Origin of the sequence: Sphingobium sp. R-21 (assembly GCF_049913335.1) — a bacterium.
Taxonomy (GTDB): Bacteria; Pseudomonadota; Alphaproteobacteria; order Sphingomonadales; family Sphingomonadaceae; genus Sphingobium.
Map to the genome: position 1 here is coordinate 398,080 of NZ_CP184374.1, position 25,449 is coordinate 423,528.

At 64.9% G+C, this 25,449-nt stretch carries 27 protein-coding genes; 15 read left to right on the forward strand and 12 right to left on the reverse strand.

What is annotated here, in order from left to right; genetic code table 11:
* Nucleotides 1–30: 30 nt before the first annotated feature.
* The 8 genes from ACN9MX_RS01795 to uvrA all read right to left on the reverse strand — a co-directional run bounded on the left by ACN9MX_RS01795 (nucleotide 31) and on the right by uvrA (nucleotide 7,300).
* Nucleotides 31–375: a glycine zipper 2TM domain-containing protein gene (locus ACN9MX_RS01795; protein ID WP_363735346.1), complete on the reverse strand. Its 345-nt coding sequence runs from the start codon at nucleotides 373–375 to the stop codon at nucleotides 31–33.
* 172 nt (nucleotides 376–547) lie between these two features.
* Complete coding sequence (locus ACN9MX_RS01800; protein WP_363753786.1) at nucleotides 548–766, reverse strand: hypothetical protein; 219 nt, start codon at nucleotides 764–766, stop codon at nucleotides 548–550.
* 117 nt (nucleotides 767–883) lie between these two features.
* Nucleotides 884–1,060 (reverse strand): hypothetical protein, encoded by a 177-nt coding sequence (locus tag ACN9MX_RS01805; RefSeq protein ID WP_363753788.1) that lies wholly within the window; start codon nucleotides 1,058–1,060, stop codon nucleotides 884–886.
* Nucleotides 1,061–1,195: 135 nt separating this feature from the next.
* Nucleotides 1,196–1,408 carry a cold-shock protein gene (locus ACN9MX_RS01810; RefSeq protein WP_363735342.1) on the reverse strand — a complete coding sequence of 71 codons (213 nt, stop codon included), beginning with the start codon at nucleotides 1,406–1,408 and terminating at the stop codon, nucleotides 1,196–1,198.
* Between the two features lie 192 nt (nucleotides 1,409–1,600).
* Nucleotides 1,601–2,596 carry a hypothetical protein gene (locus tag ACN9MX_RS01815; RefSeq protein ID WP_363824941.1) on the reverse strand — a complete coding sequence of 332 codons (996 nt, stop codon included), beginning with the start codon at nucleotides 2,594–2,596 and terminating at the stop codon, nucleotides 1,601–1,603.
* A gap of 140 nt (nucleotides 2,597–2,736) precedes the next feature.
* Nucleotides 2,737–3,498 (reverse strand): pentapeptide repeat-containing protein, encoded by a 762-nt coding sequence (locus ACN9MX_RS01820; RefSeq protein WP_363824943.1) that lies wholly within the window; start codon nucleotides 3,496–3,498, stop codon nucleotides 2,737–2,739.
* The gene (locus ACN9MX_RS01825; protein WP_363824945.1) at nucleotides 3,491–4,312 is read right to left on the reverse strand and encodes a hypothetical protein; all 822 of its coding nucleotides are present in this window, start codon (nucleotides 4,310–4,312) and stop codon (nucleotides 3,491–3,493) included. Before ACN9MX_RS01825 ends, ACN9MX_RS01820 begins: the two co-directional genes overlap by 8 nt.
* A gap of 75 nt (nucleotides 4,313–4,387) precedes the next feature.
* A complete protein-coding gene (gene uvrA, locus ACN9MX_RS01830; protein ID WP_363735337.1) occupies nucleotides 4,388–7,300 on the reverse strand; it encodes an excinuclease ABC subunit UvrA in 2,913 nt (970 codons plus the stop codon).
* 159 nt (nucleotides 7,301–7,459) lie between these two features.
* Here uvrA and ACN9MX_RS01835 point away from each other — a divergent pair, with 159 nt between their 5' ends.
* The 4 genes from ACN9MX_RS01835 to ACN9MX_RS01850 all read left to right on the forward strand — a co-directional run bounded on the left by ACN9MX_RS01835 (nucleotide 7,460) and on the right by ACN9MX_RS01850 (nucleotide 10,237).
* Nucleotides 7,460–8,032: a septal ring lytic transglycosylase RlpA family protein gene (locus tag ACN9MX_RS01835; RefSeq protein ID WP_363735336.1), complete on the forward strand. Its 573-nt coding sequence runs from the start codon at nucleotides 7,460–7,462 to the stop codon at nucleotides 8,030–8,032.
* Nucleotides 8,033–8,048: 16 nt separating this feature from the next.
* Nucleotides 8,049–8,186, forward strand: a complete 138-nt coding sequence (locus tag ACN9MX_RS01840) for a hypothetical protein (RefSeq protein WP_363753796.1) — start codon at nucleotides 8,049–8,051, stop codon at nucleotides 8,184–8,186.
* Between the two features lie 435 nt (nucleotides 8,187–8,621).
* Nucleotides 8,622–8,966 (forward strand): UrcA family protein, encoded by a 345-nt coding sequence (locus tag ACN9MX_RS01845; RefSeq protein ID WP_363735335.1) that lies wholly within the window; start codon nucleotides 8,622–8,624, stop codon nucleotides 8,964–8,966.
* A gap of 296 nt (nucleotides 8,967–9,262) precedes the next feature.
* Nucleotides 9,263–10,237, forward strand: coding sequence for an NmrA family NAD(P)-binding protein (locus ACN9MX_RS01850; RefSeq protein WP_363824948.1), 975 nt, complete (start codon nucleotides 9,263–9,265; stop codon nucleotides 10,235–10,237).
* On the opposite strand, the gene ACN9MX_RS01855 is transcribed toward ACN9MX_RS01850, so the two are convergent.
* Nucleotides 10,234–10,977, reverse strand: coding sequence for a LytR/AlgR family response regulator transcription factor (locus ACN9MX_RS01855; RefSeq protein ID WP_363735334.1), 744 nt, complete (start codon nucleotides 10,975–10,977; stop codon nucleotides 10,234–10,236). The two genes, ACN9MX_RS01850 and ACN9MX_RS01855, sit on opposite strands and share 4 nt — an antisense overlap.
* Before the next feature lies 1 nt (nucleotide 10,978).
* On the reverse strand, nucleotides 10,979–12,091 hold the full coding sequence (locus tag ACN9MX_RS01860; protein ID WP_363735331.1) for a sensor histidine kinase: 1,113 nt from the start codon (nucleotides 12,089–12,091) through the stop codon (nucleotides 10,979–10,981).
* Nucleotides 12,092–12,276: 185 nt separating this feature from the next.
* On the opposite strand from ACN9MX_RS01860, the gene ACN9MX_RS01865 reads away from it, so the two are divergent.
* From ACN9MX_RS01865 to ACN9MX_RS01875, 3 genes are all read left to right on the forward strand, one after another.
* Complete coding sequence (locus tag ACN9MX_RS01865) at nucleotides 12,277–12,507, forward strand: hypothetical protein (protein ID WP_363735329.1); 231 nt, start codon at nucleotides 12,277–12,279, stop codon at nucleotides 12,505–12,507.
* A 79-nt stretch (nucleotides 12,508–12,586) separates the two neighbouring features.
* Entirely contained in the window at nucleotides 12,587–12,838 is a 252-nt protein-coding gene (locus ACN9MX_RS01870) for a hypothetical protein (RefSeq protein ID WP_133651660.1), read from the forward strand.
* Between the two features lie 234 nt (nucleotides 12,839–13,072).
* On the forward strand, nucleotides 13,073–13,621 hold the full coding sequence (locus tag ACN9MX_RS01875) for a hypothetical protein (protein WP_133651661.1): 549 nt from the start codon (nucleotides 13,073–13,075) through the stop codon (nucleotides 13,619–13,621).
* 298 nt (nucleotides 13,622–13,919) lie between these two features.
* Here the strand turns inward: ACN9MX_RS01875 and ACN9MX_RS01880 are convergent, their stop codons facing one another.
* Complete coding sequence (locus tag ACN9MX_RS01880) at nucleotides 13,920–15,473, reverse strand: right-handed parallel beta-helix repeat-containing protein (protein ID WP_363824951.1); 1,554 nt, start codon at nucleotides 15,471–15,473, stop codon at nucleotides 13,920–13,922.
* Between the two features lie 337 nt (nucleotides 15,474–15,810).
* Between ACN9MX_RS01880 and ACN9MX_RS01885 the strand changes: the two genes are divergently transcribed.
* From ACN9MX_RS01885 to ACN9MX_RS01895, 3 genes are all read left to right on the forward strand, one after another.
* Nucleotides 15,811–16,329, forward strand: coding sequence for an RNA polymerase sigma factor (locus ACN9MX_RS01885; protein WP_363735326.1), 519 nt, complete (start codon nucleotides 15,811–15,813; stop codon nucleotides 16,327–16,329).
* A 76-nt stretch (nucleotides 16,330–16,405) separates the two neighbouring features.
* Complete coding sequence (locus tag ACN9MX_RS01890; RefSeq protein WP_363824954.1) at nucleotides 16,406–17,410, forward strand: FecR family protein; 1,005 nt, start codon at nucleotides 16,406–16,408, stop codon at nucleotides 17,408–17,410.
* A complete protein-coding gene (locus tag ACN9MX_RS01895) occupies nucleotides 17,382–19,673 on the forward strand; it encodes a TonB-dependent receptor (protein WP_363824957.1) in 2,292 nt (763 codons plus the stop codon). The genes ACN9MX_RS01890 and ACN9MX_RS01895 overlap by 29 nt, the downstream gene beginning before the upstream one ends.
* Here ACN9MX_RS01895 and ACN9MX_RS01900 read toward each other — a convergent pair.
* On the reverse strand, nucleotides 19,657–20,700 hold the full coding sequence (locus tag ACN9MX_RS01900) for an endonuclease/exonuclease/phosphatase family protein (protein WP_363824960.1): 1,044 nt from the start codon (nucleotides 20,698–20,700) through the stop codon (nucleotides 19,657–19,659). The genes ACN9MX_RS01895 and ACN9MX_RS01900 overlap by 17 nt on opposite strands.
* A gap of 221 nt (nucleotides 20,701–20,921) precedes the next feature.
* Between ACN9MX_RS01900 and ACN9MX_RS01905 the strand changes: the two genes are divergently transcribed.
* Genes ACN9MX_RS01905 through ACN9MX_RS01925 form a run of 5 tightly spaced genes read left to right on the forward strand, consistent with a single transcriptional unit; the run spans nucleotide 20,922 to nucleotide 25,444 of the window.
* The gene (locus ACN9MX_RS01905) at nucleotides 20,922–21,659 is read left to right on the forward strand and encodes a polysaccharide deacetylase family protein (protein WP_363824963.1); all 738 of its coding nucleotides are present in this window, start codon (nucleotides 20,922–20,924) and stop codon (nucleotides 21,657–21,659) included.
* A 1-nt stretch (nucleotide 21,660) separates the two neighbouring features.
* Nucleotides 21,661–22,830 carry a glycosyltransferase gene (locus ACN9MX_RS01910; protein WP_363824966.1) on the forward strand — a complete coding sequence of 390 codons (1,170 nt, stop codon included), beginning with the start codon at nucleotides 21,661–21,663 and terminating at the stop codon, nucleotides 22,828–22,830.
* The gene (locus ACN9MX_RS01915) at nucleotides 22,827–23,771 is read left to right on the forward strand and encodes a hypothetical protein (protein ID WP_363735317.1); all 945 of its coding nucleotides are present in this window, start codon (nucleotides 22,827–22,829) and stop codon (nucleotides 23,769–23,771) included. The genes ACN9MX_RS01910 and ACN9MX_RS01915 overlap by 4 nt, the downstream gene beginning before the upstream one ends.
* A gap of 5 nt (nucleotides 23,772–23,776) precedes the next feature.
* Nucleotides 23,777–24,268 carry a DUF2141 domain-containing protein gene (locus ACN9MX_RS01920; protein ID WP_363826563.1) on the forward strand — a complete coding sequence of 164 codons (492 nt, stop codon included), beginning with the start codon at nucleotides 23,777–23,779 and terminating at the stop codon, nucleotides 24,266–24,268.
* Nucleotides 24,269–24,271: 3 nt separating this feature from the next.
* Nucleotides 24,272–25,444, forward strand: coding sequence for a glycosyltransferase (locus ACN9MX_RS01925; protein WP_363753818.1), 1,173 nt, complete (start codon nucleotides 24,272–24,274; stop codon nucleotides 25,442–25,444).
* Nucleotides 25,445–25,449 lie beyond the last annotated feature (5 nt).

Consider the following 25,449-nt stretch of genomic DNA (forward strand, 5'->3'; position numbering starts at 1 on the left):
GGGCCTTGGGTCCGCGCCCTTTTTTTCATTTTATTCGCAGCGGACGTCGTTCTTGTCTATGGCGCGGCCCGCCAGTGCGCCGCCTGCGCCGCCCAAGATGGTGCCCAGCGTCTTGGAGCCGCCGGGGGCGATGATGTTGCCCAATACGCCGCCTGCTATGGCGCCGACTATGGTGCCGGTGGTGCCGTCGTCGCGCTTGCAATAATAGCGGCCGTCATTGTCGCGGTAGATATAGTCATTGTCGCCGATGGGCCGGCCGCCGTGATGGGGGCCGTGGCCGTAGCTGGGGCGGTCATAGCCGTAGCCGCCGCCGTCCGAGACGCAGGCCGTCAGCGGCATTGCAAGCAGCGCGGCGGCGAGTAGGGGGGTGCGCATTGTCATTTTCTCCTGTGCTTTCCCTGCTGGAGTGACAACCCGCGGGAGGGGAGGAAGTTGCGCGAAAATAGTCTGCCCGCCGCGGCGCCGAAAGGGGGAAGGCAGCCGGGCGGGCAGTGGTGCCAGCGGCGAGAGGGTATTCACCGCCGGGAGGGAATGAGGGGGTGGCCGCTCAGGGTGTGAGGGGCGCGGTGCCGGCGGTGCTGGCGGTGGGGGTGGCGAGATTGGGGCTGGTCAGCGTGGTGTCGCTGGCGCGGCGATTGTCGAGGTCGGACCTGGCCTGGTTGTAGCGGGCGACGAGGTCGTCCTTGAACTCCGTCAGCTTGCCTTCGTCATAGAGTTTCTTGCCGACATAGCCTGCGATCGCGCCAAAGATCAGGGTGCGGATCATGGGGTTGGCTCCTTGTTCCGTGGGGAATTTGCAAGGATAACCGTGGCGGCGCGGATCGGTTCCGGGGCGGTGCGGCAGAGCGGGCAGCGCCGTCGATATGAGGAGTCGGGCGGCTGTTCAGTGCGTGCCGGCGATGCGGCGGGCGCGGCTTTCGTCGACATATTCCTGTCGGCGGGCCATGACCAGAAAGGCGGCTTCGGAACGCAGGCAGCGCTGGCGGACATTGTCCAGGGTGGCGGCGTCGGCTTCGATCCGGGCCTGGCGGGCGAGGGCGCGGAAATCGGGGCTGGCCATGGGACGCTCCTTTCAAAGTGGGGGGCGCCGCGAACAGCGCCCCGCCTGTCAGCGGCGTCTTATGTCAGGATGCAGTGATGCTGACGCATCAGCATCCTGGCAATGCTCAGACGCCGCTCGGGCTTAACCCCGTCCTTATTCGGCGTGCTGAAGATTCACGGCCGCCATCTTGCCGCGCTTGTCCTGCTCCAGATCATAGGAGACGCGGTCCTTTTCGCGCAGGGTGGCGAGGCCGGCACGCTCGACGGCGGTGATGTGGACGAAGGCGTCCGGGGTGCCGTCATCGGGGGCGATGAAGCCATAGCCCTTGTCGGCGTTGAAGAATTTGACGGTTCCGACGATGCTCATTGGGTATTTCCTTCTTTACGTGGGCGCGTCCCGTGTGGACGGGCCTGGCGCTAGAGGGGCAGGGAAAGAAGGAAGTTTGGTGCCGCAAAGCGCCGAAAGACCGTCGATTTGCGACTGTAGCACCCCCTATATAGGGCCATGGGTGCCAAATAGCAAATCGGCGGGCGCGGCGGCCCGATCCGGCGGGTGCGATCAGCCCGCCCGATCCAGCGCGGCGAAGCCGAAAAAGACGTCGCGGGCGCGGGCGGCGGCATGTTCATAGGGGCGGCGCTGCGCCTCCACGCGGATGGCCAGCGCTTCCTCCTCCGCCATGGTCAGGTCGCGCTCATAGGCGTCGATGTCGTAGTGGAGGTCGCTTTCGTCGCCGTCGAAGCCGGGCGGGGCGGGATAGTCGGTGCGCCAGCCGTCCCTTTCCTCATCCCACCAGATGCCGCGCAGCCGGGCGGCGGCTTCATCCGGCGGGAAGCTGGCGCGTTCGACCGGCGGGACGGCCGGAATGGGCCGAAGTTCACACCGTTCATCGAAGGGATGGAAGGGGGTCTTGCCGCCCTCGCCCAGCGCCATGCGGGCGGCGACGAACAGCGCGGCGGAGGCGCCCGGCGACAAAGCGGCGGCGGCCTGTTCGAGCGCGGGCGCTTCATCGAGGGTGGCGGGGTCGGGCAAAGCGTGCGGGGAGGGTGGGGTTCCGGGGCGATCCGCCTCCGCCTGATCTGCATCTGTCTGATCCTGTGGGCAGAGCATGTCGAGATAGGCGGCGAAATCCTGCGCCACGACGCGGGCGAGGGCGGCGTCGGACCCCGCGGGCGGGCTGTCGGCCATGCGGTCGAGGCGGGAGAGCATCGACATGGCGAGGCGGTTGTCGTGGCGGTGGCGGGTGATTTCGCCTGCCTCCATGTCCTTGCGGATCACCTCCTCATGGCCGGTCAGCGCACGGGCGAGCAGATCATCGGCGAGGCGGGCGCGGGCGATGAGGATGGCCGCGTCCCAGCCGAGGCGAAAGGCCGCGCCGTCGCGGCGGATGCGCAGGGCATAGGCGGCGCGGGTGCTGATCTGCGCGGCTTCGCAGGCGGCGCGGATGATGCCGGTGGCGGCGAGGGTTTCGAGGAAGGCGCGCTGGCGGGCGGGGCTCCAGCCGTCGGCGCGGACTTGATCGGCGGCCGTGGGGAGGGAGGAGAAGTGGTAGGACATGGCAAAGCTCCTTTTTATGGGAGGGTTTGCCGGGACGGTATTAGGGGTGAGGGGTTGTAGGACAGAACAAAATGGTAACGCTTAGTGCCGTTGCAACAGTGGTGATTTCGTAGGCCTTAGCGCGATACGCTTCGAAGAAGCTACGTGAGGAAGTTTTCTATCACGCTCGGAATGAAACGGTACTGCGGATCCTCCAGACCGTCATATATATTTCTCTTTATTACTTCTCTATTAGTGGTAAAAAATCTTAAATCAACGCTTCTGATGATCTTGAATCCATCACTATTACTGAATTGACTCAATTTTATCATCGGCTGCAATAAAAGATTTCTACGCCTCTGACGAAGGTCTATTTTAAATTTGAGCTGACTTTCTATATCACGTGACTTCTCATCTTCAATTTGGAGAAGTGACGAGGCAACGCTTTGAGCAGTTTCCAATGCTATAATTTCGCCTCTACGGGCCTTCCTCAAAGTTCCAACATTAATGTTGCTATGATTTGCTAACCCTTGATACGATATTCTCAAAGTTGATATAGTTCTTTCTAAAGATTCTGGTCGAATCTGAACGAAAACGTAAAGATATTTGAAAAGATCATCAAGGATGTCTGAAAGACAAAAATCAAAATCGTCGATCAGAGAAGAGTATTTCTCCAAAACTTTCGATCCATTGAATGCTCCAACATCGTAAGAAATGCCGTCTAACCTTGTATTACCGAAATCCGCTCCAAAAAAATTAAGACCCGTCAAATCTTGATGAGATAAGTCTAAATTCCGTAAGTCAGCATGATTAAAGAAACGGAAAACATCTACACCAGAAATTCCAGCAAGTTCTTTCAAGGACTTTTTATCTGAACGAAGTATTTTTAAGGCTTTTAACAACCCCTCTGAAAAATCAGGCATTTCTATCTTCCAAAGCAATCACGCTCGCTAAGAGAACGTCAGAAAATCGATTGTCTAAGCTTCCGGGGTCTAGATCGGCGTCTCTCAAAAGAAGCTTCAGGTGCTGTATAGCGACCGCCTTATTCTCATCACCGAAAACAAAATCATGAATTTTTGCTGATATCGTAGGCTTTTCCTTAGGCTTTATATCCGATATTTCCAAGTCTTCCAAAGCACAGAATATTTCTGCTTTAATGATGGGTTCAATCCTGCCCAAGGTTTTAGATGATCCCATACGTAGTCTCGGATTGGAAACAGGGTCCCAAGGTTGGCCAGAAAGTTCATCTTCAAGCACTGGCGATAAAGTCCACCTATAGTTTGATCGATCCACCGGTTCGTATGTCACCATCGTCGGCGGAGTGCTTAAGGACAATTTTTTCTCTACTTGATCGGAATGTTCACCGTTGAGTTCCGCAGCGGCATTCAAATGTGCACTCACGTGAGAAGGCGTGAGGCGTGCGCCTGCTGCTAACCTTGCTACGGCGCTTTCCCTTGCCAGCTTGATGCGAGAGTACTCCACCTGGGCTTCGGGGACGTTCCTAGCGACGGACTTCCTATCGACCTCTAGCGGGCTCTCCACCGTTACCAACAGCGTAGCCTTTTTCAAGGATAGACGAAAGGTGAACGGGAACCGATCATCGTTTCCGCCAACTCTTCCTTGTTTGAAAGTAACATCGACGTGCACTGAAGCTGAATAATCAGAAACCTGGATAGGCTGGTGCCAAGCATCGATGGCAACCACTTCTGAAAATACTCTTATTCGATTATCCGCCAAGCTCGACCTCATCCCCTATTGAGGTGTCATTTCTTCCAAATAAACTCGAATGTTGCAAGTGGCTCGGTAAGAGTTTCACTCCGCCGCCACGGCCTCCAACCCCAACAAAGGTGCCAAATAGCGCCCGGTAAAGCTCCGCGCGTTCTTCGCGACCTTCTCCGGCGTGCCTTCGGCGACAACTTCGCCGCCCTTGACGCCGCCCTCTGGCCCCATGTCGATGATCCAGTCGGCGGTCTTGATGACATCCAGATTATGTTCGATCACGACCACGCTGTTGCCCTGTTCGACCAGGGCGTGGAGGACTTCGAGCAGTTTGCGGACGTCCTCGAAATGGAGGCCGGTGGTGGGCTCGTCCAATATGTAGAGGGTGTTGCCGGTGGCGCGACGCGACAATTCCTTGGCGAGCTTGACGCGCTGGGCTTCGCCGCCGGACAGGGTCGTGGCCTGCTGGCCGACCTTGACATAGCCGAGGCCCACTTCGGCGAGCATCGCCATCTTGTCGCGGATGGGGGGGACGGCCTTGAAGAATTCCACCGCGTCCTCGACGGTCATGTCGAGCACGTCGGCGATGGACTTGCCCTTGAACTTCACCTCCAGAGTCTCGCGATTGTAGCGGGCGCCGTGGCAGACGTCGCAGGTCACGTAGACGTCGGGGAGGAAGTGCATCTCTATCTTGAGCACGCCGTCGCCCTGGCAGGCTTCGCAGCGGCCGCCCTTGACGTTGAAGCTGAAGCGGCCGGGCTTGTAGCCGCGGGCCTGCGCCTCTGGAAGCTGCGCGAACCAGTCGCGGATGTTGGTGAAGGCGCCGGTATAGGTGGCCGGGTTGGAGCGGGGGGTGCGGCCGATGGGCGACTGGTCGATGTCGATCACCTTGTCGCAATTTTCGAGGCCGGTGACCTTGTCATGCGGGCCGGCGACGATGCGGGCGCCGTTCAGGGTGCGGGCGGAGGCGGCGTAGAGGGTGTCGATGGTGAAGCTGGACTTGCCCGATCCCGACACGCCGGTGATGCAGGTGAAGGTGCCGAGCGGGATCGACGCCGTGACGTTTTGCAGATTGTTGGCGCGGGCGTTGTGGACGGTGAGTTTCTTGCCCGAACCCTTGCGGCGGCGGGGCGGTACCTCAATGCGGCGGGTGCCGTTCAGATAGTCGGCGGTCAGGCTGTCCTTGTGCGCGAGGAGCTGGTTCAGGGTGCCCTGGGCGACGATGGTGCCGCCGTGGACGCCGGCGCCCGGCCCCATGTCGACGATATAGTCGGCGGTGCGGATCGCGTCCTCATCATGTTCCACGACGATGACGGTGTTGCCGAGGTCGCGCAGGCGCTTCAGCGTGATGAGCAGGCGGTCATTGTCCCGCTGGTGCAGGCCGATCGACGGTTCGTCGAGGACGTAGAGGACGCCCGACAGGCCGCTGCCGATCTGGGAGGCGAGGCGGATGCGCTGGGACTCGCCGCCGGACAGGGTGCCGCTGGTGCGGTCGAGGTTCAGATAGTCGAGGCCGACATTGTTGAGGAAGCCGAGGCGCTCCACGATTTCCTTGAGGATGGCGCGGGCGATCTGGTTCTGCTGGTCGTTGAGGCGGGTGGGGAGGGTGGAGAAGAAGCCGAGCGCGTCCACCACCGAGCGGCGGGTGGACATGGAGATGTCCTCTCCCGCGATCTTTACCGCCAGCGCCTCGGGCTTGAGGCGGGCGCCGTGGCAGGTCTCGCACGGCATGGCGGTCTGATATTTGCTGAGCTCCTCCCGCATCCAGGCGGATTCGGTCTGGAGGAGGCGGCGGTTGAGGTTGCCGATGACGCCTTCGAACGCTTTCTTGACCTCATAGCTCTTGCGGCCGTCGACGAAGCGCAGGGTGACCGGCTTGCCGCCGGTGCCGTGGAGGATGATGAGCTTCACCTCCCCCGGAAGGTCGGCCCAGGGGGTGTCGAGGGAGAAGCCGAACTCCTTCGCCAGGGAGCCGAGAACCTGCATGTAATAGGGGCTGGGCGGGTTGGACTTGGCCCAGGGGACGATGGCGCCCTTCTTGAGGCTGAGGGCTTCGTTGGGGACGACGAGTTCGGGGTCGAACTCCTGCCGCTCGCCCAGGCCGTCGCAGGCGGGGCAGGCGCCCTGGGGGGCGTTGAAGGAGAAGAGGCGCGGTTCGATCTCGGCTATGGTGAAGCCGCTGACGGGGCAGGCGAACTTCTCGCTGAAGACGATGCGGTTGGCGGGGATGCCGGCGCCCTTGAGGTTGCCGGTGGATTCAGCCTCCTCCTCACGGCCGGGGACGACGCCGTCCGCCAGGTCGACATAGGCGAGGCCGTCGGCGAGTTTCAGCGCCTGTTCGAAGCTGTCGGCAAGGCGCGTGGCCATGTCTTCGCTGACGGCGAGGCGGTCGACCACCACTTCGATGTCATGCTTGTATTTCTTGTCGAGGGCGGGGGCGTCCTCGATCGCGTAGAGTTCGCCGTCGATGCGCACGCGGGTGAAGCCGGCCTTCTGCCATTCGGCCAGTTCCTTGCGATATTCGCCCTTGCGGCCGCGCACCACGGGGGCGAGCAGGTAGAAGCGCGCGCCATCGGGTAACTGCATCACGCGATCGACCATCTGGCTGACCGTCTGGGCGCTGATGGGAAGGCCGGTGGCGGGCGAATAGGGAATGCCGACGCGCGCCCAGAGCAGGCGCATATAGTCGTAGATCTCCGTCACCGTGGCGACCGTCGAGCGCGGGTTGCGGCTGGTCGTCTTCTGCTCGATGGAAATGGCGGGGGAGAGGCCGTCAATATGTTCGACGTCCGGCTTCTGCATCATCTCCAGGAACTGGCGCGCATAGGCGGAGAGGGATTCAACATAGCGGCGCTGACCCTCGGCATAGATGGTGTCGAAGGCGAGGGAGGACTTGCCCGAGCCGGAAAGGCCAGTGATGACGATCAGGCTGTCGCGCGGCAGGTCGACGTCGACGCCCTTGAGATTATGCTCGCGCGCGCCGCGGACGCTTATGGTGGTCAGCATTCGGGAAACCTCTGCCGAGGGGTGATGGGATTCATGGGGCGTGTTGTTCCAGATTTGTTCTTGGGAGGCAAGGGCCGGTCGGGCGCAAGATAGGGACTGTGCGGCGAAAGGAAAAGGCAGCGGCTTTGCTCCCGCGCCTCGCCGGGTTAAAGGGCGGGGATGAGCGGGATTTCGGTTCGGATGCGATATGGCGTGCTGGGCGTGGCGATGGCGCTGGCGGCCTGTGGCGGAGGCGTGCGGTATCGGCCCGTGAGCGACGTGCCGGTGCGAGTGGGAAAGCCCTATAGCGTCAGGGGCGTGACCTATGTGCCTGCCGCCGATCCGGTCTATGATTATCTGGGCTATGCGAGCTGGTATGGCGGCGAGAGCGGGAACCAGACCGCGAGCGGCGAGCGTTTCCGACCGAGGGCGGTGACGGCGGCGCATGTGACGCTGCCCCTGCCAAGCTATGTCGAGGTGACGGCGCTGGACACGGGGCGGACGATCCTGGTGCGGATCAACGATCGCGGCCCCTTTGCCGGGCGGGGGCGGATCATCGACCTGTCGCGCGGCGCGGCGGAACAACTGGGGATCAGGGCCACCGGCCATGCACCGGTCAGGGTGCGCGTGGTGGAGCCGCCGGAAAAGGACCGCAGGAAGCTGCGCGAGGGCAAGGAGGCGCCCGAGCGCCCCGTCGTCGACGCGCGGACGCTGGCCAAGCTGCGCGCCCAGCTGGCGGCGTCGGGGCAATGATGTCGTTCGTGGAAGAATGTCGTCGGTTTGTCCCCGGCGGATGTTGCCGGGCGGCGCCGATGCGCGGATCATCGAATGGCAAAAACGGTGGTTGCGCCTTCGCGATATGGTGGCGTCCGACATGGTGACGATCCGGCAGGCGACGATCCGCTAAGGATCGAAGCCATCCGCGTCCGAGCATTTGACAGAAATCCCGGAGAGCCCGACAGCTTCCTGGATGCACCCCCGGCCGTTCCCTTGCGCCGGGGGTGCTTTCTTATGTGCGTCATTCTTTGGCTCCTGGTAATTTTACGTTACGGAATGGCTGTTTTCCTGACGTAAAATTGTCGTTCGTCCGCGCCAGACTGCATTTGGTCGAGAAGAGCGTCGTTGGCCGACCCGCCTGGCCGCCGGTCGAAAGCGAAAAGCGACGCATTCGCAAAAGGCCTACACGGATGAAGTGCGAAGACAGGGACAATGATCTGTTCGTTCTGGGATCTCTTCATTCAGGGATCTGGTTGTTCAGGCCGCTCTTCTCTTCGCCTGAGGCTTGCCGAGCGCGTGGCGCGAGGGGGCCGGGAAAAGCATTAGAGTCGAGGAGACAATTGCCATGATCGCCTTCAAGTTCGCCCCCGCCTTCGCCGCCATCGTCGCCCTGGGTGCGGCCGGCGCGGCATCCGCCACCGAATTCCAGTCCAACGGGAAGACTGTCGAGGTCAACTATCATGATCTGGACCTGTCCAGCGCGAAGGGACAGAATATGCTGAAGGGCCGCATCTGGCGGGCCGCCTGGAAGGTGTGCGCGGATGGCGCGACCTCTGCCGAAATGAAGAAATGCCAGTCGGTCGCCGCGGCGCATGTGCGCAGCTCGGTCGAACTGGCGGTCGCCAAGGCCCAGAGCGGCGAGCGCTATGCCGATATGAACAAGGAAAAGCCGGTCGGCCTGGGCAACTGAGTTTTTCCAGTCGATCCTGAAGAAGGCCCGGTGGATGCCGGGCCTTTTTTCGTTTCCGGATCAGATCGAAAGCTGATCCAACGCGGATTTCGATCCGATGAAATGAGATCGCCGTCCTTGAGTGTCGGTTCCCGCGATATCCTGATGGGCGGCGACCATAGGCGCTCACCGATCAATGCCGTTCTGACGGACGCCATTCAGATTGCAGGCGGTTTGATCGACTGTTAGCCGGACTTCAGGACGCAATTGAGCGCCGGAGCAATCAGCGTCGAGCACAATCTTGATGGAGCTATGACATGGCGAGTGCAACGGAAAGCCCGATTCTGGTGACCGGTGCGACAGGTGCTCAGGGAGGCGCGGCAGCCCGAGCGCTGTTGCGAGCGGGGTACCATGTGCGGGCGCTCGTTCGCAATCCCGGCGCAGCTGCGGCGCGGGCGCTGACGCAGCAAGGAGTTGAGGTCGTGCAGGGTGACTTCGACGATGTGGCCAGCCTTGACATGGCCGTCGCCGGCGCCGCTGGCATATTTTCCATGCAGATGCCGGCTGGCCCGGACGATCCTGATAGAGAGGTCCGGACCGGCCAGGCTCTGGTGGATGCCGCCTACCGCGCCGGCGTTCAGACATTTGTTCACACGTCTGTCGCGCGCGCAGGGGACCAGGCCGACTTTGTCGGGATGAATGACGGGCGCTGGCCGCGCACTTACTGGGACAGCAAATCCGCTGTGAATGGAGCGGTTGCGGCGCGGGGGTTCGACCGGTTCGTGATCCTGAAGCCCGCCTTCATGATGGACAATCTGTTGCCGCCAAAAGCAGCTTTCATGTTCCCCGCATTGGCCGCAAGGGGACGCATCGAAACGGCGATCGCGACCGAAACCCGGCTCGATTGGATCGCCGCGGATGACGTGGGCGCGTTTGCCGCCGCAGCATTCGGGAACCCGGACCGTTTCAATGGTCGCTCAATCGATCTTGCCGCCGAAGCGCTGACCATGGAGGAAGTGGCGGCCAAGATCGCGGCCGGCACAGGAAAGCCCGTCATTGCCGTATCACTGTCGGAAAGTGATGCGGTAGCCAGTGGGATCAATCCCGCCGTCGCATCGAGCCAGGCCTGGAACAATGTGGAGGGATATAAGGTCGATCTGGCCGCGACCCACGCCTGGGGAGTGCCCCTCACTTCTTTCGATAAGTGGATCGCGAGTTATGGTGACCAGTTCGTTATAAGCCCAGTTCGTTATAAGCTAAGTCGCGCAAGCTCCCGGTTTGTGAAATCCTAGCGCCCGGCCATGGCGCGGGCGTTGGTGAGATAGGTGCGGCCGATGCGGATTTCGCCGCCGTCGGCGAGGCAGGCCGACCAGACGCCGCTGCCGTCATGGCGAAGCCGGGAGATATGGTCGCGGCGCACGATGTGCGAGCGGTGCAGGCGGACGAATTGCTGCGGGTCCAGCCGGTTTTCCAGCGAACTGATCGTCTGGTGCAGAAGGTAGCTGTTGGCCCCGACATGCAGCCGCATATAGTCCCGCTCCGCCTCTATCCGGTCGATCTGGGCCGCGCCGATGCGGATCAGTTCGGAGCGGTGCGGCACCCAGAATTCCTCCGCCCATTCCGGTTCCTCCTTCGCGCTGGTGGCGGGGGAGGGCGCGGCGCGGTTGCCCAGCGCCTGTTCGACGCGATCGATGGCGCGCGACAGGCGTTCATGCGCGACCGGCTTCAGCAGATAGTCCACGGCGGCGAGGTCGAACGCCTCCACCGCGAAACCTTCGAACGCGGTGACGAAGATCACCGCCGGGCAGAGGCCCATGCGCGAGGTAGCCCGCGCCACGCCGATGCCGTCGAGCAGCGGCATGGCGATGTCCAGCATCACCAGGTCCGGTTCCAGCCCCTCGATCAGGCGCAGCGCCGCTTCGCCATCGCTGGCGGTGCCGACCAGCGCGATGCGCGGTTCACGGGCGCAGAGCATCTGCAGGCGTTCCACCGCCAGCGGTTCGTCGTCGACGATGAGAGTCCTGATGGTCATGTCAGATGCTCCGTCGGATGATGGGCAGGGTCAGGTCCACGGTGAAGCCGCCGCCGTTGCGCGGACCATAGTCGATGCGGCCCTCTTCACCGAAGCGGGCAATCAGGCGGTCGCGCACATTGGCAAGGCCGATGCCGCTGCCCGCATCGGCGCCGCTTGGCGGCTTGTCGCCATTGTCGGTGACGCTGAGGTGAAGCATGCCCTCCTCCTCCCGCGCGGCGATGGTGATGGTGACTGGGCTGGACGTGCGCGACACCCCGTATTTTATGGCGTTTTCCACCAGCGGCTGGAGGATCAGTCCGGGGACGCAGGCGCCCAGCAGCCGGTGCGGGATCTGGATGCTGGTCGACAGGCGATCGGGAAAGCGCACGGATTCGATGTCGAGATAGAGTTTCTGGAGGTGCACCTCCTCCTCCAGCGAGACATCGTCCAGCGGGTCGCCCGTCAGGCTGGTGCGGTAGAAATTGGAGAGGGAGAGGATCATCTGTTCCGCCTCGTCCCGCCGGTCCTTCATGACGAGGGAAGAGAGCGAGTTCAGCGTGTTGAACAGGAAATGGGGGTTCACCTGATAGCGCAGCGAGCGCAGTTCCGCCTGCTGGGCGGCGCGTTCCAGCCGGGCGGCGCGGCGTTCCACCCGATGGGCTTCGCTGGCATAGGACAAGGCGAGATAGAGGCCGGCCCAGGCAGCGAGGAAGAAATAGCGGCTGATCGCGTCCTCCACGATCTGCATCAGGGCAAATCCCTGTTCGCTGGCATATTTCTGATAATCGCTATCGGGGATGAGCGAGACCGGGTCGTAGATGTTGAAGACGTAGAAATTGGCGGCCGCCGTGGCCAGCGCGAAGGGCGCGGCGAGCGAGAAGGCGGCGATGATGCGCGTCGCCAGCGGCTGGCGGTCGAACCGCCGCAAGCAGAGATAGAGGATCCAGGTGACGACGATGCCGATCACCGTCACCACCGCGCGGCGGGCGGCCATGGCTCCCTGCGCCTCGAACCCCATGACGGAGGCGCGCAGCGTCACCAGCATCGCGTAGAAGAACCAGAAACCCAGTATCGAATAAAGCGCGACCGTCGGCGGCACGCCCGGCTCGCCGTCTTCATTTTTTATGTTCATGGCCGCAGTCTAGGCGAGGGCGCGGCGTCTGTCGCCCCTTCGCGCCGAAGCTGGTCGAAAGCTTCCATGCGTTGGTCGATGGAGGCGGCCGGCGGAACCCGCCCTTGCCGCCGTCCGTTTCCTGTTCCGGAAGGCGCTCGCGACCGCTTTGGCCTTTTTCAGCGCGGCGCGACCACGAGGAGAGCATGATGAACGACAAGACCGATATCAGGCCCAACAGCCGCGAGGAAGCGCATGACAAGCGGTCCACCGATGCGCAGGACCACGCCGTGACGACCGAGGAGAAGCTGGACGAGGGATTGATGGACAGCATGGATGCGTCCGATCCGCCATCGGCCACGGCGCCTGGCGACCATGGCGATCCGGTCCCTTCTTCCGGCTTTCCCGAAGGCAAGGACAAGAAGGACGAGCGATAGACGGCCCGGCAAATCGTGATATGATCGGTTGGAGGGGCGGCCGCGTCGCTGCCCCCGCAGGTGAGAGGAGCCAATTCATATGCCGACTTCCGCCACTCCCGCGATCGAACGCATTGCCCGCGTGCTGGCCGGGCGCCAGCTCAGCCTGAATGGCGAGGGCAAGGATCCGCACGCGGCGAGCGCAGTCGATGCCAGTTGGCAGGACCATATCGACGATGCCTATGCGATCCTCCACACGCTGCGCGAGCCTGATGCGCAAATGGCGCAGGCGGGTGACGTGACCGTGTGGCGCAGCATGATCGGCGCGGTCCTGGAGCGCCGCGCCGGATAGCGGGCGGTCAGGGCCTGCTCCCTGCGGCGCATTGGGGGAAGGCGCTGGCTGCGCGGGGCCGGGTCACTGCTGGCCAGGGGCTGTTATTCGATTGAGCGCATTCATAAAAATTACATGTTGCGCCGCACAAGAAAAAATGATTCCCTGTACCTGTCGGCAGAACCGGCGCTTAAGCTTGCAGTAACCATATGGGGCGCATGTTCTGCTTACGACTTGAAGTCGGAGGGCAAAGACATGGGCACGAGTGCAAGACCTGCGGACGGGGCGATCACCCTGGCCGAGTTGCGTGAATTCGCCAGTTTCCCGGCCGCCACGCAGCGCTATATTCGACGATCGCTGGACATTGGGCTGCATCGGCGCGACGCCATGAAGCTGTGGTCGCGCGACATGGTGGAGGAAGCCAGCATTCGCGCCCAGGCACGGATCTATGGACGGCTGGACGAGATCAAGGCGCGGGTGCCCGACGACAGCGGCCTGGACCAGATGGAGCCGTTCATGGCGCCGCTGGTGACGGTTTCCGCCTTCGACCTGGGGCAGGACCGGCTGTGCAGCTTCTCTGCCTATCGCTTCCTTTATGAGCGGCTGCTGGGAGCGGGTTCGCGGCCATGGCTGCCGGGGGCCTTCTGTGCGGCGGCCAGCCTGCCGCATCTGCATCCCGAAAAACGCCGGGCGCTGCTCCAGTCGATCAGCGAGGCGGCGGCGACGGCGGTCGGATGGTCGAACAGGGAGCCGACCTTCTATCCCGAATGGGTCGAGAAGGTGGATTTGAGCAAGGCGAACTGAGCAAGCTTGACCGGCCCATCCGGGGGGAGGGGCCGTGGCGATGCGGCGATGACGGCGCGGCGGAGGAGGTCCGGCGCGCCGTTGGCTTTTTGAGCGCGTGAAGGCAGCTAGAGCGATTTCCAAGCGATCGGAACCCGCTCTGGAGGCTTGATCCAGGTCTAGATTATCGCAATCGACTTCGCGTCTGAACCATGTCTTATTGCGGTCCGCAGGCATCAGTCTGTGTGCGACCCAACTGAAGCCCCGCCTTCCTTCGCAAGGAGCGGGGCTCCTTTGCCTCTGGGAAAGGGAAATCGGGTCAGCGGCGGGTTTCGAAGGTGGAAGTGGTGCGCGGCTGCCGGAGTCGGACGGGCGTTCCCAGTTCGCGTTTCAGCATTGCCAGCATCCAGTTGCGGTGGCGCTCGATGAATTCGGGGAATGTGTCGGGCCGCGCGGGATCGAACCGGGGCACATCCCAGTCCGACGCGATTTCCTGATAGGGCTGGATGGTCTGGCCCGCCCCATCGTCCGGCAGGTCGACATGGCTGCCGAAATAGCTGTTTCGCCGGAAGCGGATCGATTCGGCCGGGGCGAAGCCGGCCCTGATCAGATAGTCGGGGCCGCTGCGTCCGTTTTCGCTGCCGTAGCGGGCGGTGCCCGCCACCCTGAAGACGTTGCGCGCGAAGCGCACCTTCCGCGCCCAGCCTTCCCACTGGGTGGCGACGATCATCTGCACGTCCATCGCCGGGCCGACATGGATGACGTTTCTTTCGATCCGGGCGTCCGACACATTGCCGGAAAGCTGGAAGATGCGGGTGCCGTCGTTGCGGCTGACGTTGAAGCGCGCCAGCGTGCCGCGATTGCCCAGATTGTCCTTGTCATTGGGCCGGGGCGAACAGATCAGCAGGAATCCGCCGGCATTGTCGTGGCTGTAATTGTAGAGGAAGGTCGTCCGGCGCGAGTTGAAATCGGAATCGAAACCCTGGCCGTCATAGCGGGTGCGCGTATGCGCGGCCTCGTTGAGCTGGATCAGGCTGTTGTCGGTGCTCCATTGCCAGATGCCGGCATTGTAGCCGGGGGCGCGGCTGCCGGCGGCGAGGACGATATTATGTTCGATCAGGGCGCCGTCGGTGCCGCGCGGGACGATGCCGTCGCCGCCAATATCCTCCAGATAATTGTCGCGGATCACCACCTTCCTGCTGGGGAACCAGTCAAGGGAGGACACGCGGTCGCTGATCCCCGCGATGCCGGATCGGTCGACGCGCCACAGGATGTTCCGTTCGATCGCCAGATCGTCGAAGCGGGTGGCGACCTGCCGGCCGGTGGCGCGGAAGAGAATGCCGCCATTGTCCTTGCGGTCGTTGGTGCCGCGGACATCGTGGACATAATTGTCGCTGATGCGGATGCCCCGCGTCACGCCGCGATTTTCGGCGCGCACCAATATGCCGATGCGGGGCGCCGGGGAGGGCGCGTCGTTGGTGGCTTCCAGGCCGCTGATCGTGACATGATCGGCGTCGATCACGCCGATGGCATATTCGGCAACGCCGCCCGCATCGATGCGTGGCCGGGGACCGGCGCCGGTCGCACCGACGATGATGGGTGATCCCGCCTTGCCCGAGCGGGCGATCGTCAGCGGTTCTTGCCAGACCGAGCCGGCGGTCAGCAGCACGCGGTCGCCGGGCTGGAGCGGCCAGCCATTGACCCGCGCCAGGGACCGCCACGCCCTGTCGCCCGCCGTGCCGTCCGCCCGGTCGTCGCCCATGCGGGAATCGACATAATAGGTTTCGGCCCGGGCTACATCGACAAGGGCGGCGGCCATCGATGCGGCGGGAAACAGGAGCGCTGGAGCAAGGAGCCGAAAGGGCTTTGGCAAGAGGTCTGTCTTTCGCGGCATGACGGTCGCGCTCCAGCCTGATGGATGGCCGCTGAACGGTCAATGAAGAGATGGCGGCCCCCGGAAAAGTCGCGCAGGCAGGGAAAATAGCGGCGGAAAGCCCCTTGAACTGCTGGCTGGGGCGCCTAGATTGGGCTGGTCACTCTCCCCCCTTGAGTGACACCTCCCTGAACCTTGGCCCCGCCGTGCAGCTCTGCTCCGGCGGGGTTTTCTTTTGCCCGCCGCCCGGCATGTGGGCAAAAGATTACAGGCAATTAAATTGAACAATTCGGCGGGGGCGTCGAAGGAGGGGCATGGCTTGGGAAAGGCGCCCTTTATGGAAGGCGGGCTAGAGACAGTTTATCATAGCTGCCGCGCCGAATTGTTGCGCTTCCTGGTCGCGCGCACCGGCAGCGGGCCCGAGGCGGAGGATATACTGCAGGACATGTGGCTGCGGATCGGCGAGGGCAGGAGCGGCCCCGTCGCCAATGGACGCGCCTATCTCTATCGGATTGCGCAGAATCTCGTGCTCGACCGCCTGCGGGAGGCGCGACGGCGGGGCGCCCGCGAGCAGAGCTGGATGGAAGTGGCGTCGGGCGTCGACCTGCGCGGTCCCGATCCCGCCGATCCCCGCGCCGATGCGCTGGCGCAGATAAGCGAAAGGGAGGAGGTGGCGCGCCTTGCCTCCGCCATCGCCAACCTGCCCGCTGGCGCCCGCCGCGCTTTCCAGTTGCACAAGCTGGAGGGGTTGTCGCATGACGAGGTGGCGCAGCGGCTGGGCATCAGCAAGAGCGGGGTCGAAAAGCATATGGCGGTGGCGATGAAATATTTGCGCCGCGCATTGTCCGAGGACTGAGGCCAGGCTGACCCGGTGACGTTATAGCGGGGAACGGCGCATGTGCGGGGGGCTGCGCAGCGACTGGACAGGTTTGATGGGACCGGCTTTGGACGATGAGACGATCCTCGACCAGGCGATTGCCTGGCACCGCGCGCAGGATGACGCGGATTTCGACTGGGACGGCTTCACGCTGTGGCTGGAGGCGGATCCCGCACATCGCACCGCGTTCGATTCGATCGCATTGATCGACGCGAGGATCGCCGATCATCGCGCCACCCTGGCCGCGCTGATGCCGTCAATGGAGGCGCCGTCAATGGAGGCGCCGTCGATGGAGGCGCCGTCGATGGGCATGTCCGTCCCGCCGGTCGCGATGCGGGCGCCCCGCCGCCGCCGCTGGATCGGCGGCGGGATCGCTGCGGCGCTGGCGCTGGCGGTCGGCATTCCTTTCTTTCGTCCCTCGATGCCGCCGCCGGTCGATTATCGCACCGGGCCGGGGCAGGCGCGCACCATCATGCTGAAGGACGGTTCCCGCATCGCGCTGGCCGCCGCCAGCCATTTGCGCGTGGCGGGCGCGGCGCAGGACAGGCTGGCGCTGGAGGGCAGCGCGCTGTTCGACATTCCCCATCGCCCGGACAGGACCATGACGATCGATGCAGGCGGGCAGCGGATCAGCGATATCGGCACGCGATTCGACATATTGGCCGACGCCCGCATGATGCGGGTCGCCGTTGCCGAAGGAAGGATCAGCGTCGCGCCGCGTGACGGCGGCGATACGGTCGAACTGCCGGCCGGGCGGCAGTTGCTGGTCGACCGGGTGACGCGCCGGGGAACGACCGCTGCCGTGTCCCCCGGAACGGTCGGAAGCTGGCAGCAGGGACGGCTGGTCTATGAAGGCGTGCCGCTCTCTCTGGTCGCGTCCGATCTCAGCCGCTATGCAGGGGTGCCTGTGAAGGCTGGGGCCGATGTTGCCGACCGGCCATTTTCCGGTGTGTTGATCGTGGGGGACGGTTCGGGTCTTGTCGGTGAAGTCGCGCAGTTCATGGACCTCAGGATCGTGCATAAGGGCGGCATTGTGTTGCTGCGCGCTGGCGCCCGGTAGCGCCTGGGCGCAGCAAGAACGGCCAATCCATATCGAATCCGCGCCGCTGGCCGATGCGCTGGCGGACCTGTCACGCCAGACGGGGATAGCGATCGGCTTCGAAGGGCGGCTGCCCGCGCGCCGGTCGCACCGCGTCGACGGGCGGCTGACGGTGGAGCAGGCGCTGGCGCGGTTGTTGGCGGGAACGGGGCTGGAGGCGCGGCGACTGTCCCCGACCGCCTATCGGCTGGTGCGCGCCGCGCCCGTCGCGCCGCCCCCGCCTGTCCGGTCGGCCTCCGCACTGCCGCCGCAGGGAATGGCGGACATCATCGTCACCGGCGCTAAGCGCGAGGAGCCGCTTGCGCGCCTGCCGATCTCCGTCGCGGTGGTGCAGGCGCCAGGCGATCAGGGCGGCACGCTGCTTTCCGGCACGCAGGAAGTGGCGCAGCGGCTGGATGGGCTGACGCTCACCAATCTGGGGCCGGGGCGCAACCGCCAGTTCATCCGCGGCGTGGCGGACAGCCCGTTCAACGGCAACAGCCAGTCGACCGTCGCCATCCTGATCAACGATGCCCGCGCCACCTATAACGCGCCCGATCCCGACCTGCGGCTGGTCGATGTCGAGAGGGTGGAACTGCTGAAAGGGCCGCAGGGGTCGCTTTACGGCAGCGGGACGCTGGGCGGCGTCTATCATATCGTCACCCGCCCGCCCGATGCCGGGACGTTCGCGGGACAGGCGGGGTTGGAGGCATCGCTTGCCACCCATGGCGAAATGGGCGGCAGCGCGGAGGCGATGATCAACCTGCCGGTGGTGACCGACCGGCTGGCGGTGCGTGCTGTCGGTTATGCGGCGCGCGAGCCGGGCTGGATCGACACGGCGGGCCGCGGCGATTCGAACCGCAGCGAGGTGCGCGGCGCCCGGCTGGCGGTGCGCGCCCTGGCGGGCGACTGGACCGTCGACCTGAACGGCATGTTCCAGTTGCAGGATGTCGCGGACAGCCAATATGTCTATGCCCGCCATGCGCTGACGCGGCCGGACCAGGTGGCCGAGCCGCATGACAACGACTTCGCCCTTGCCTCGCTGCGCGTGGCGGGAAAGCTGGGCGACATGGATCTGGTCTATGCCGGCAACTGGGTCGACCACGACGTGTCGAGCACGCTGAACGCCAGCGACCTTTCCCAGGCCGCCTTCGGCGTCGCGCCGCCCTCTCTCTATTTGGAGCAACGGCGCAATCGGCTGTTCGATCAGGAAGTGCGCCTGTCGGGCCAGCGGGACGACGGCCTGTCCTGGCTGGCGGGCCTGTCCTTCATGGATGTGCGCAACCATTTTTCGGGCGTGATCGAGGGTGCGCGGGACAGGACGGTAGCCACCGGCATCCAGGGCGTGGCCGAATTCGCCGCCTTTGGCGACATGCGCGTGCCGCTGACCCCGGCCCTGTCGCTCAGCGTCGGCGGGCGGCTGTTCCTTTCCCGGCTGGAGGCGGAGCAGGGCGGCCGCCGCACGCGGGTGGAGGTGTCGGTGACGCGCAGCGGCTTCACCCCGTCGCTGGCGCTGTCCTGGCAGGCGGGCGGGCGCGACTTCCTTTATCTGCGCTATGCCGGGGCGCGGCGGCCAGGCGGGCTGACGCAGACCAGCGCGAGGTCGGCCGAACGGTTCGAATCCGACGAGTTGCAGACATTCGAAACGGGGTGGCGGCATACGGCCTCGCCATCGCTGACGGTCAATGCCGACGCCTTCCTGACGACATGGTCGCACATGCAGTCCGACTATCTGCTGACGGACGGGCTGATCGGCACGCGCAATGTCGGCGACGCGCGCATCTACGGGATCGAGGCATCGATCGACTGGAAAGTGGCTTCGGCCTGGGCCGTCAGCGCCGGGCTGGTGGGGCAGAGCGCGCTGCTGACCCGGACCAGCGCCGGCCTGCGGGTGGACGACCGGCATCTGCCCGTCATTCCCGACTGGAAGGCGCGGCTGGGGATAAGCCGTGATCTTGGCCTGCTGGGGTGGAGAGGCAGCATGGGCGCGCATGTCAGCTATCTCAGCCCATCGCACCTCAGTTTCGATCCCGGCCTGGACAGGCGGATGGGCGACTATGCGCTGGCCGATGCCGATCTGACGCTGCGTCGGGGTGGATGGAGCGTGCGGCTGTCAGGCAGCAACCTGTTCGATTGCAAGGCGGACAGCTTTGCCTTCGGTAATCCCTTTACGCTGGACAGGGGGCCGCAATATACCCCGCTGCGACCGCGGCAATGGACGGTCGGGTTCACGAAAAACTGGTGACCGGCCGCCGGTCGAGGGCATAGGTCGCGGTATAGCCGACATGGTCGGACAGCATGGTGCCGTCCGGCCCATGGCCGAAGGGGATGTCGATCCGGCGCAGCGTCAGCGTCGTCCGCTGGCCCGGCGCGAAAAACTCCCAGTCGCGGGCGCGCTGCTGCGACAGGCGGGCGTCGGCGGAAAAGGGGAGATGCAGCGCCGCCGCCGCGGCATAGGCGTTGTTCATGGGGGCGCCGAAGCTCCAGTCCCGCGCCGCATGGTCGGTCAGGTCGATGCGCCGTCCGCTGGTCTGGCCGGCATTGAAATCGCCGCCGACGATCAGCGGGTCGCGCGGGTCGTGCCATTGGCGGATGAAGGCGGTGAGGCTGGCGATCTGAAGGCTGTGCGCTTCGTTGGAGCGGGCGTCCGACACGTCGGAGGCGCGGCGGCTGTTGAGATGGGTGGTGACGACATCTACCGGTTCGGCCTGGCCGGGCAGGCTGACCCGCACCAGCATCACGCCCTTGTTCGCCAGGCAGTCGAACCCCGCGCAGGCGAAGCGCGGAAAAGCCATGCGGTGGACCGCGACGATCGGATAATCGGACAGGATCTGAAGCCCGCTGCCGACATATTTGCCGACGCCCTCGCCATGGGTCCAGCTTTCGTCGGCGGCGAAGCGCTGCTGCGCGCCGACCGGGGTGGCGCCGTTGGTCGCCCGGTCGTCCGGTCCGTCCGCAACATAGGGATAGCCTGCCGCCCGCCCGATCGCTTTCGCATCGTCGGTGAACGCCTCCTGCAGCAGCACGATATGGGGATTGCGCCCGGCGGACCGCATGTCGCGCAGCGTTGCCGCGATGCGGTCGAAATCGGCCGGACGACCCCAGGCCAGCGGCCAGGGCAGGCCGTGGATATTATAGGTCATGACCGACAGCGTGCCGTCGAAATGCACAGCTTCCGTCCGGGGCGCCGCGCCGCGCGTGTTTGCGGAAGGGGCCGCCGCGACGAGGGCGGCGGCGGCGATCATCGGCACGGTCCATGTTAAAATGCGCACAGCCTGTTCTCCTGTGGCGCGATGACGGCGTCGGCGCGGCGGCACCGCAGTTGTCGTGCCACATTAAAAAATATTCCTGTTCGGGCTGCGGTGTCCCGTGGCGGTGGCGTCATCGAGACAAGACCGAAAGGCAGATATGGCGACAATTGTCACAGTGAAGTCATCACCCGGCATCATAGGGCGTTCGATCGGCGCAGGTGTTCGGGGGGCGTGAACCTGTCATGAAACGGCTTCTTCTATCCATTCATGATGTCGGCCCGCGATTCGAGGGTGAAGTCGACCGGTTGCTGGACCGGCTGTCGCTTCACGCCGCGCCGGACACGCTGGCGATGCTGGTGGTGCCCAATCATTGGGGCGCGCATCCGCTGCTGCCCGGATCGCCCTTTGCGACGCGGCTGCGCCGCTGGGCGGAGGCGGGGGTCAGCATGTTCGCCCATGGCTGGTTCCACAAGGACATGGCGACCCATGACGATGCGATCGCGCGATTCAAGGCAAGGCACATGACCGCCGGTGAGGGCGAGTTCCTGGGGTTGGACAGGGTGACGGCGGCGCGGCGCATGGCCGAGGGCCGGGACCTGATCGAACAGGTCACAGGCGTAGCTGTCGCGGGCTTCGTGGCGCCGGCCTGGCTATATGGCGCACCCGCGCGCGAGGCGCTGGGCCAGAGCGGATTTGCGCTGGCGGAGGACCATATGAGGGTGTGGCATCCGCCGTCGGGCAGGATATTGGCACGCGGGCCGGTCATCACCTGGGCCAGCCGCAGCCGGGGGCGGATCGCATCGTCGCTGTTGGCGGCGCGCCTGTTGCCGCCGGTCCTGCGCCATGCGCCGGTCGCGCGGGTGGCGGTGCATCCGAACGATGCCCATGTGCCGGCCCTGCTGGAGAGCATCGACCGGGTGGTGCGGCGGCTGGCACGCACGCACCGGCCCGCCCGTTACGGCGACCTGCTGGCGGGATGAGATGCGGATCCTGACTTTCCTCCACAGTTTCGAGCCCGGCGGGGTCGAACGGGTCGCGCTGAGGCTGGTGCGCCGCTGGCGGGAGCAGGGCGTCGATGCGCCGCTGTTCCTGGGGCGCGGCGAGGGCGCGATGCGGGGCGAGACCGGCGAGGGACTGGACCCCCATGTGCCGCGCGGTCCCGGATTTTCCGTCGCGGCTTTCGAGACGCTGTGGATGATCATGACCCTGCCGGGGTTCATCCGTCGGACGAAGCCCGATGTCCTGTTCTGCGCGGGCAACAGCTATGCCGTGGTCGCCGTGGCGATGAAGCTGTTGCTGGGGTGCGCCTGTCCGCCGGTGCTGGCGAAGATCAGCAACGACCTGGAAAGGCGCGACATGATCTGGCCCGCGCGCATCGCCTATCGGTTGTGGCTGCGCATCCAGGGCCGGTTCATCGATCATTTCATTGCCATGGCGCCGGGGCTGGAGCGGGAGATCACAGCGCTTGTCCGTCCGGGTGCCGGTGCGATCAGCGTCATTCCCGATCCGGCCCTGTCGATCGACCAGATCGAGCGTTTGCGCGCCGTCCGCAGGGCAGGCGAGGGTAGCGGTCGCCGCTTCGTCGCCATCGGCCGTCTGGCGCGGCAGAAGAATTTCCCGCTGATGCTGGCCACCTTTGCACGGGCGGCAGGGGCCGAGGACCAGTTGCAGATCTTTGGCGAAGGGCCGGAGCGGGGCAGGCTTGCCGCCTGCGCCCGGCGGCTGGGCATTGCCGACAGGGTGATGTTCATGGGCCATGTCGCCGACCCCGCGCTGCAGACCGGCGGGGCGGCCGCGTTCCTGCTGTCGTCCGACTATGAAGGCGTGCCTGCCGTGCTGCTGGAGGCGCTGGCCGTGGGCCTGCCGGTGATCGCGACCGAATGCAGCGCGGCGATGCGATCGCTGCTGGAGGACGGGGAGCTGGGCCAGCTTGTGCCGCCGGGCGACCTTGCCGCCTTTTCCGCCGCCCTTGCGCAAGCGCCCATGCCGCAGGACGCCGCCGCCAGCCTGGCGCAGGCGCGGCGGTTCACGCTGGAAGCGGCATCGGCCGCCTATCTCGACTGTTTCGCCGGAATTTCCGCGCGGCCGACTGAGGTTCGCCGCGGCGCGCGACGTCACTCCATCCCGTCCACAATGACGAGCCCCCTATGACCGGCAACAGCACTACCGGCCTTCTTCCTCCCTCCGCCGTGCCGATCGACCAGGCAATGCTGGACCCCAAGCCGCTGATACAGTCGGGCCGCAACTGGACCCGCTGGGCCGGGCCGCTGGTGTCGGTGCTGATCCTGGTCGTGGCGCTCCACCAGTTTCACGGGCTGGATCCCGCCAGCCTGTGGGCGATGGTGCCGGGCAGCATCGCCTTCTGGGCGGCCTTTGCGCTTTATTACCTGGCCGGTCCGCTGTCGGAATGGGTGATTTTCCGCCGCCTCTGGGCGATCCCGGCCGAAGGTTTCGCCGCGTTGCTGCGCAAGCTGGTGAGCAATGAGATCCTGCTGGGTTATCTGGGCGAGGTCTATTTCTACGCCTGGGCGCGGCGCAGCGCGAAGATCACCACCGCGCCCTTTGGCGCGATCAAGGACGTGACCATCCTGTCCGCGCTGGTCGGCAATGGCGTCACGCTGGTCATGGTCGCCTTTGCCGTGCCGCTGCTGGGTGCGGTGGATGCGCGGCTCAACAGTTGGGAAGTCGGCGGGTCGATCCTGTTCGTGCTGGCGACGTCGCTGGTGGCGATGCTGCTGCGCAAGCGGCTCTTCACCCTGCCGCGCGCTGAATTGTGGGTGGTGGCGGGCATCCATTTGCTGCGCATCATCGCGACCACGGTGCTGGCGGCGATGATGTGGCACATGTTGCTGCCGGACATTCCGCTGAGCTGGTGGATCCTGCTGGGCACGCTGCGCCAGCTTGTGTCGCGCCTGCCCTTCCTGCCCAACAAGGATGTGGTGTTCGCCGGCATGGCCGCCTTCCTGATCGGACGCGACAATGAGATCGTGTCGGCCATGGCGCTGATGGCGTCGCTCATCCTGGCGGCGCACCTGCTGGTCGGCATGGCGCTGGGCGTGACCGGCCTCATGAAAGAGGGACGGGCGCAGTGATCGCGATGCTGATGCTCGCCGCGGCCATCCCGTCCAGCCCGGATTTGGGCAAGGCGGAGGGCCGGTGCCGCGCGAGCGAGAATGGCCCGGCCTTCCTGGTCGAGGTCAAGGGCCTGAAGGATCGCAAGGGTCGGCTGAAGCTGGAACTCTACCCCGCCAACGACACGGATTTCCTGGCGGACGACAATGTGCTGGTGGCGGCGGGCAAGCCGTTTCGCAGGGTCGAGGAGGCGGTGCCGGCCGCCGGGCCGGTGCAGCTTTGCATCCGCGCGCCGGGCCCCGGCACCTATGCGCTCAGCCTGTTGCACGATCGCGACGCCAATCGCCGCTTCTCGATTTCGGTCGACGGCATCGGTTTTGCCGGCAATCCCAAGCTGGGCTGGTCCAAGCCGTCTGCCGCCGCCGCGAGCGCGACGGTGGACAGCGGCCCGGCCCACATCGTCATCATCGTCAATTATCGCCGGGGACTCTTCTCCTTCGGCCCGATCAAGGAATAGGTCATGCGCATCGTGGATGTCTGCGCTTTCTACGCGCCCAGCGGCGGCGGCGTGAAGACCTATGTCGAACGCAAGCTGCGCGCAGGGGCGATGGCCGGCCATGAGGTCATCATCCTGGCTCCGTCGGACAGCGACCAGGTGGTGGAAGCGGGGGGCGGCAGGATCGTCATGCTGCCCGCGCGGCGCTTTCCGCTCGACCGGCGCTATTCCTATTTCGACGATGAAGCCTCGCTCCACGCCATGCTGGACCGGTTGCAACCCGATCTGGTCGAGGCGTCCTCCCCCTGGTCCAGCGCGGCGATGGTGGCGCGCTGGCGGGGCGATGCGCCGCGCGCGCTGATCATGCATGCCGATCCGTTGTCGGCCTATGCCTATCGCTGGTTCGGATCGGTGCTGAGCCGCGAGGCGATCGATCGCGGGTTCGACTGGTTCTGGCGCCATCTGCGCCGGCTGGACCAGCAGTTCGACCTGGTGGTCAGCGCCAGCGACAGCCTGTCCCAGCGGCTGGAGGCCGGCCGGCTGCGGCGGGTGATGACCCTGCCCATGGGCGTCGAACCGGGCTATTTCAGCCCGGCGCATCGCAATGAAGGACTGCGCGCGCGCCTGCTGGAGCGTTGCGGCCTTGGGCCGGAGGCGACGCTGCTGCTGGGGGTGGGCCGTCATGCGCCGGAAAAGCGCTGGCCCATGGTGATCGATGCGGTGGCGTCGGCGGGCTTTTCGACGCCGGTCGGCCTGGTGCTGGTCGGCGACGGCCGGGAAAGGGCGCGGGTGCGCCGGGCGTCGGCCAATAATCCGCATATCCAGTTGCTGGCGCCGATGCATGCGCGACCGGCGCTTGCCGAACTGCTCGCCAGCGCCGACGCGCTGGTCCATGGCTGCGAGGCGGAGACATTCTGCATGGTGGCGGCCGAAGCGCGCGCCAGCGGCCTGCCCGTCATCGTGCCCGACGAGGGCGGTGCGTCCGACCAGGCGCGCAGTGGCGGAGGGTTGCTCTATCGCGCCGGGCAGGCCGACAGCCTGGCCGCGGCCATCGTCGATTTCGCGCAGGCTGATGCTGTGGCGCGGCGCCGGACGGCGCTGGCGTCGGCTTCGTCGGTCATGACCATGGACGACCATTTCGACCGGCTGTTCGCGGTCTATGACGACATGACCAGGGAACGGCGCCATGTTGCTTGACCGGC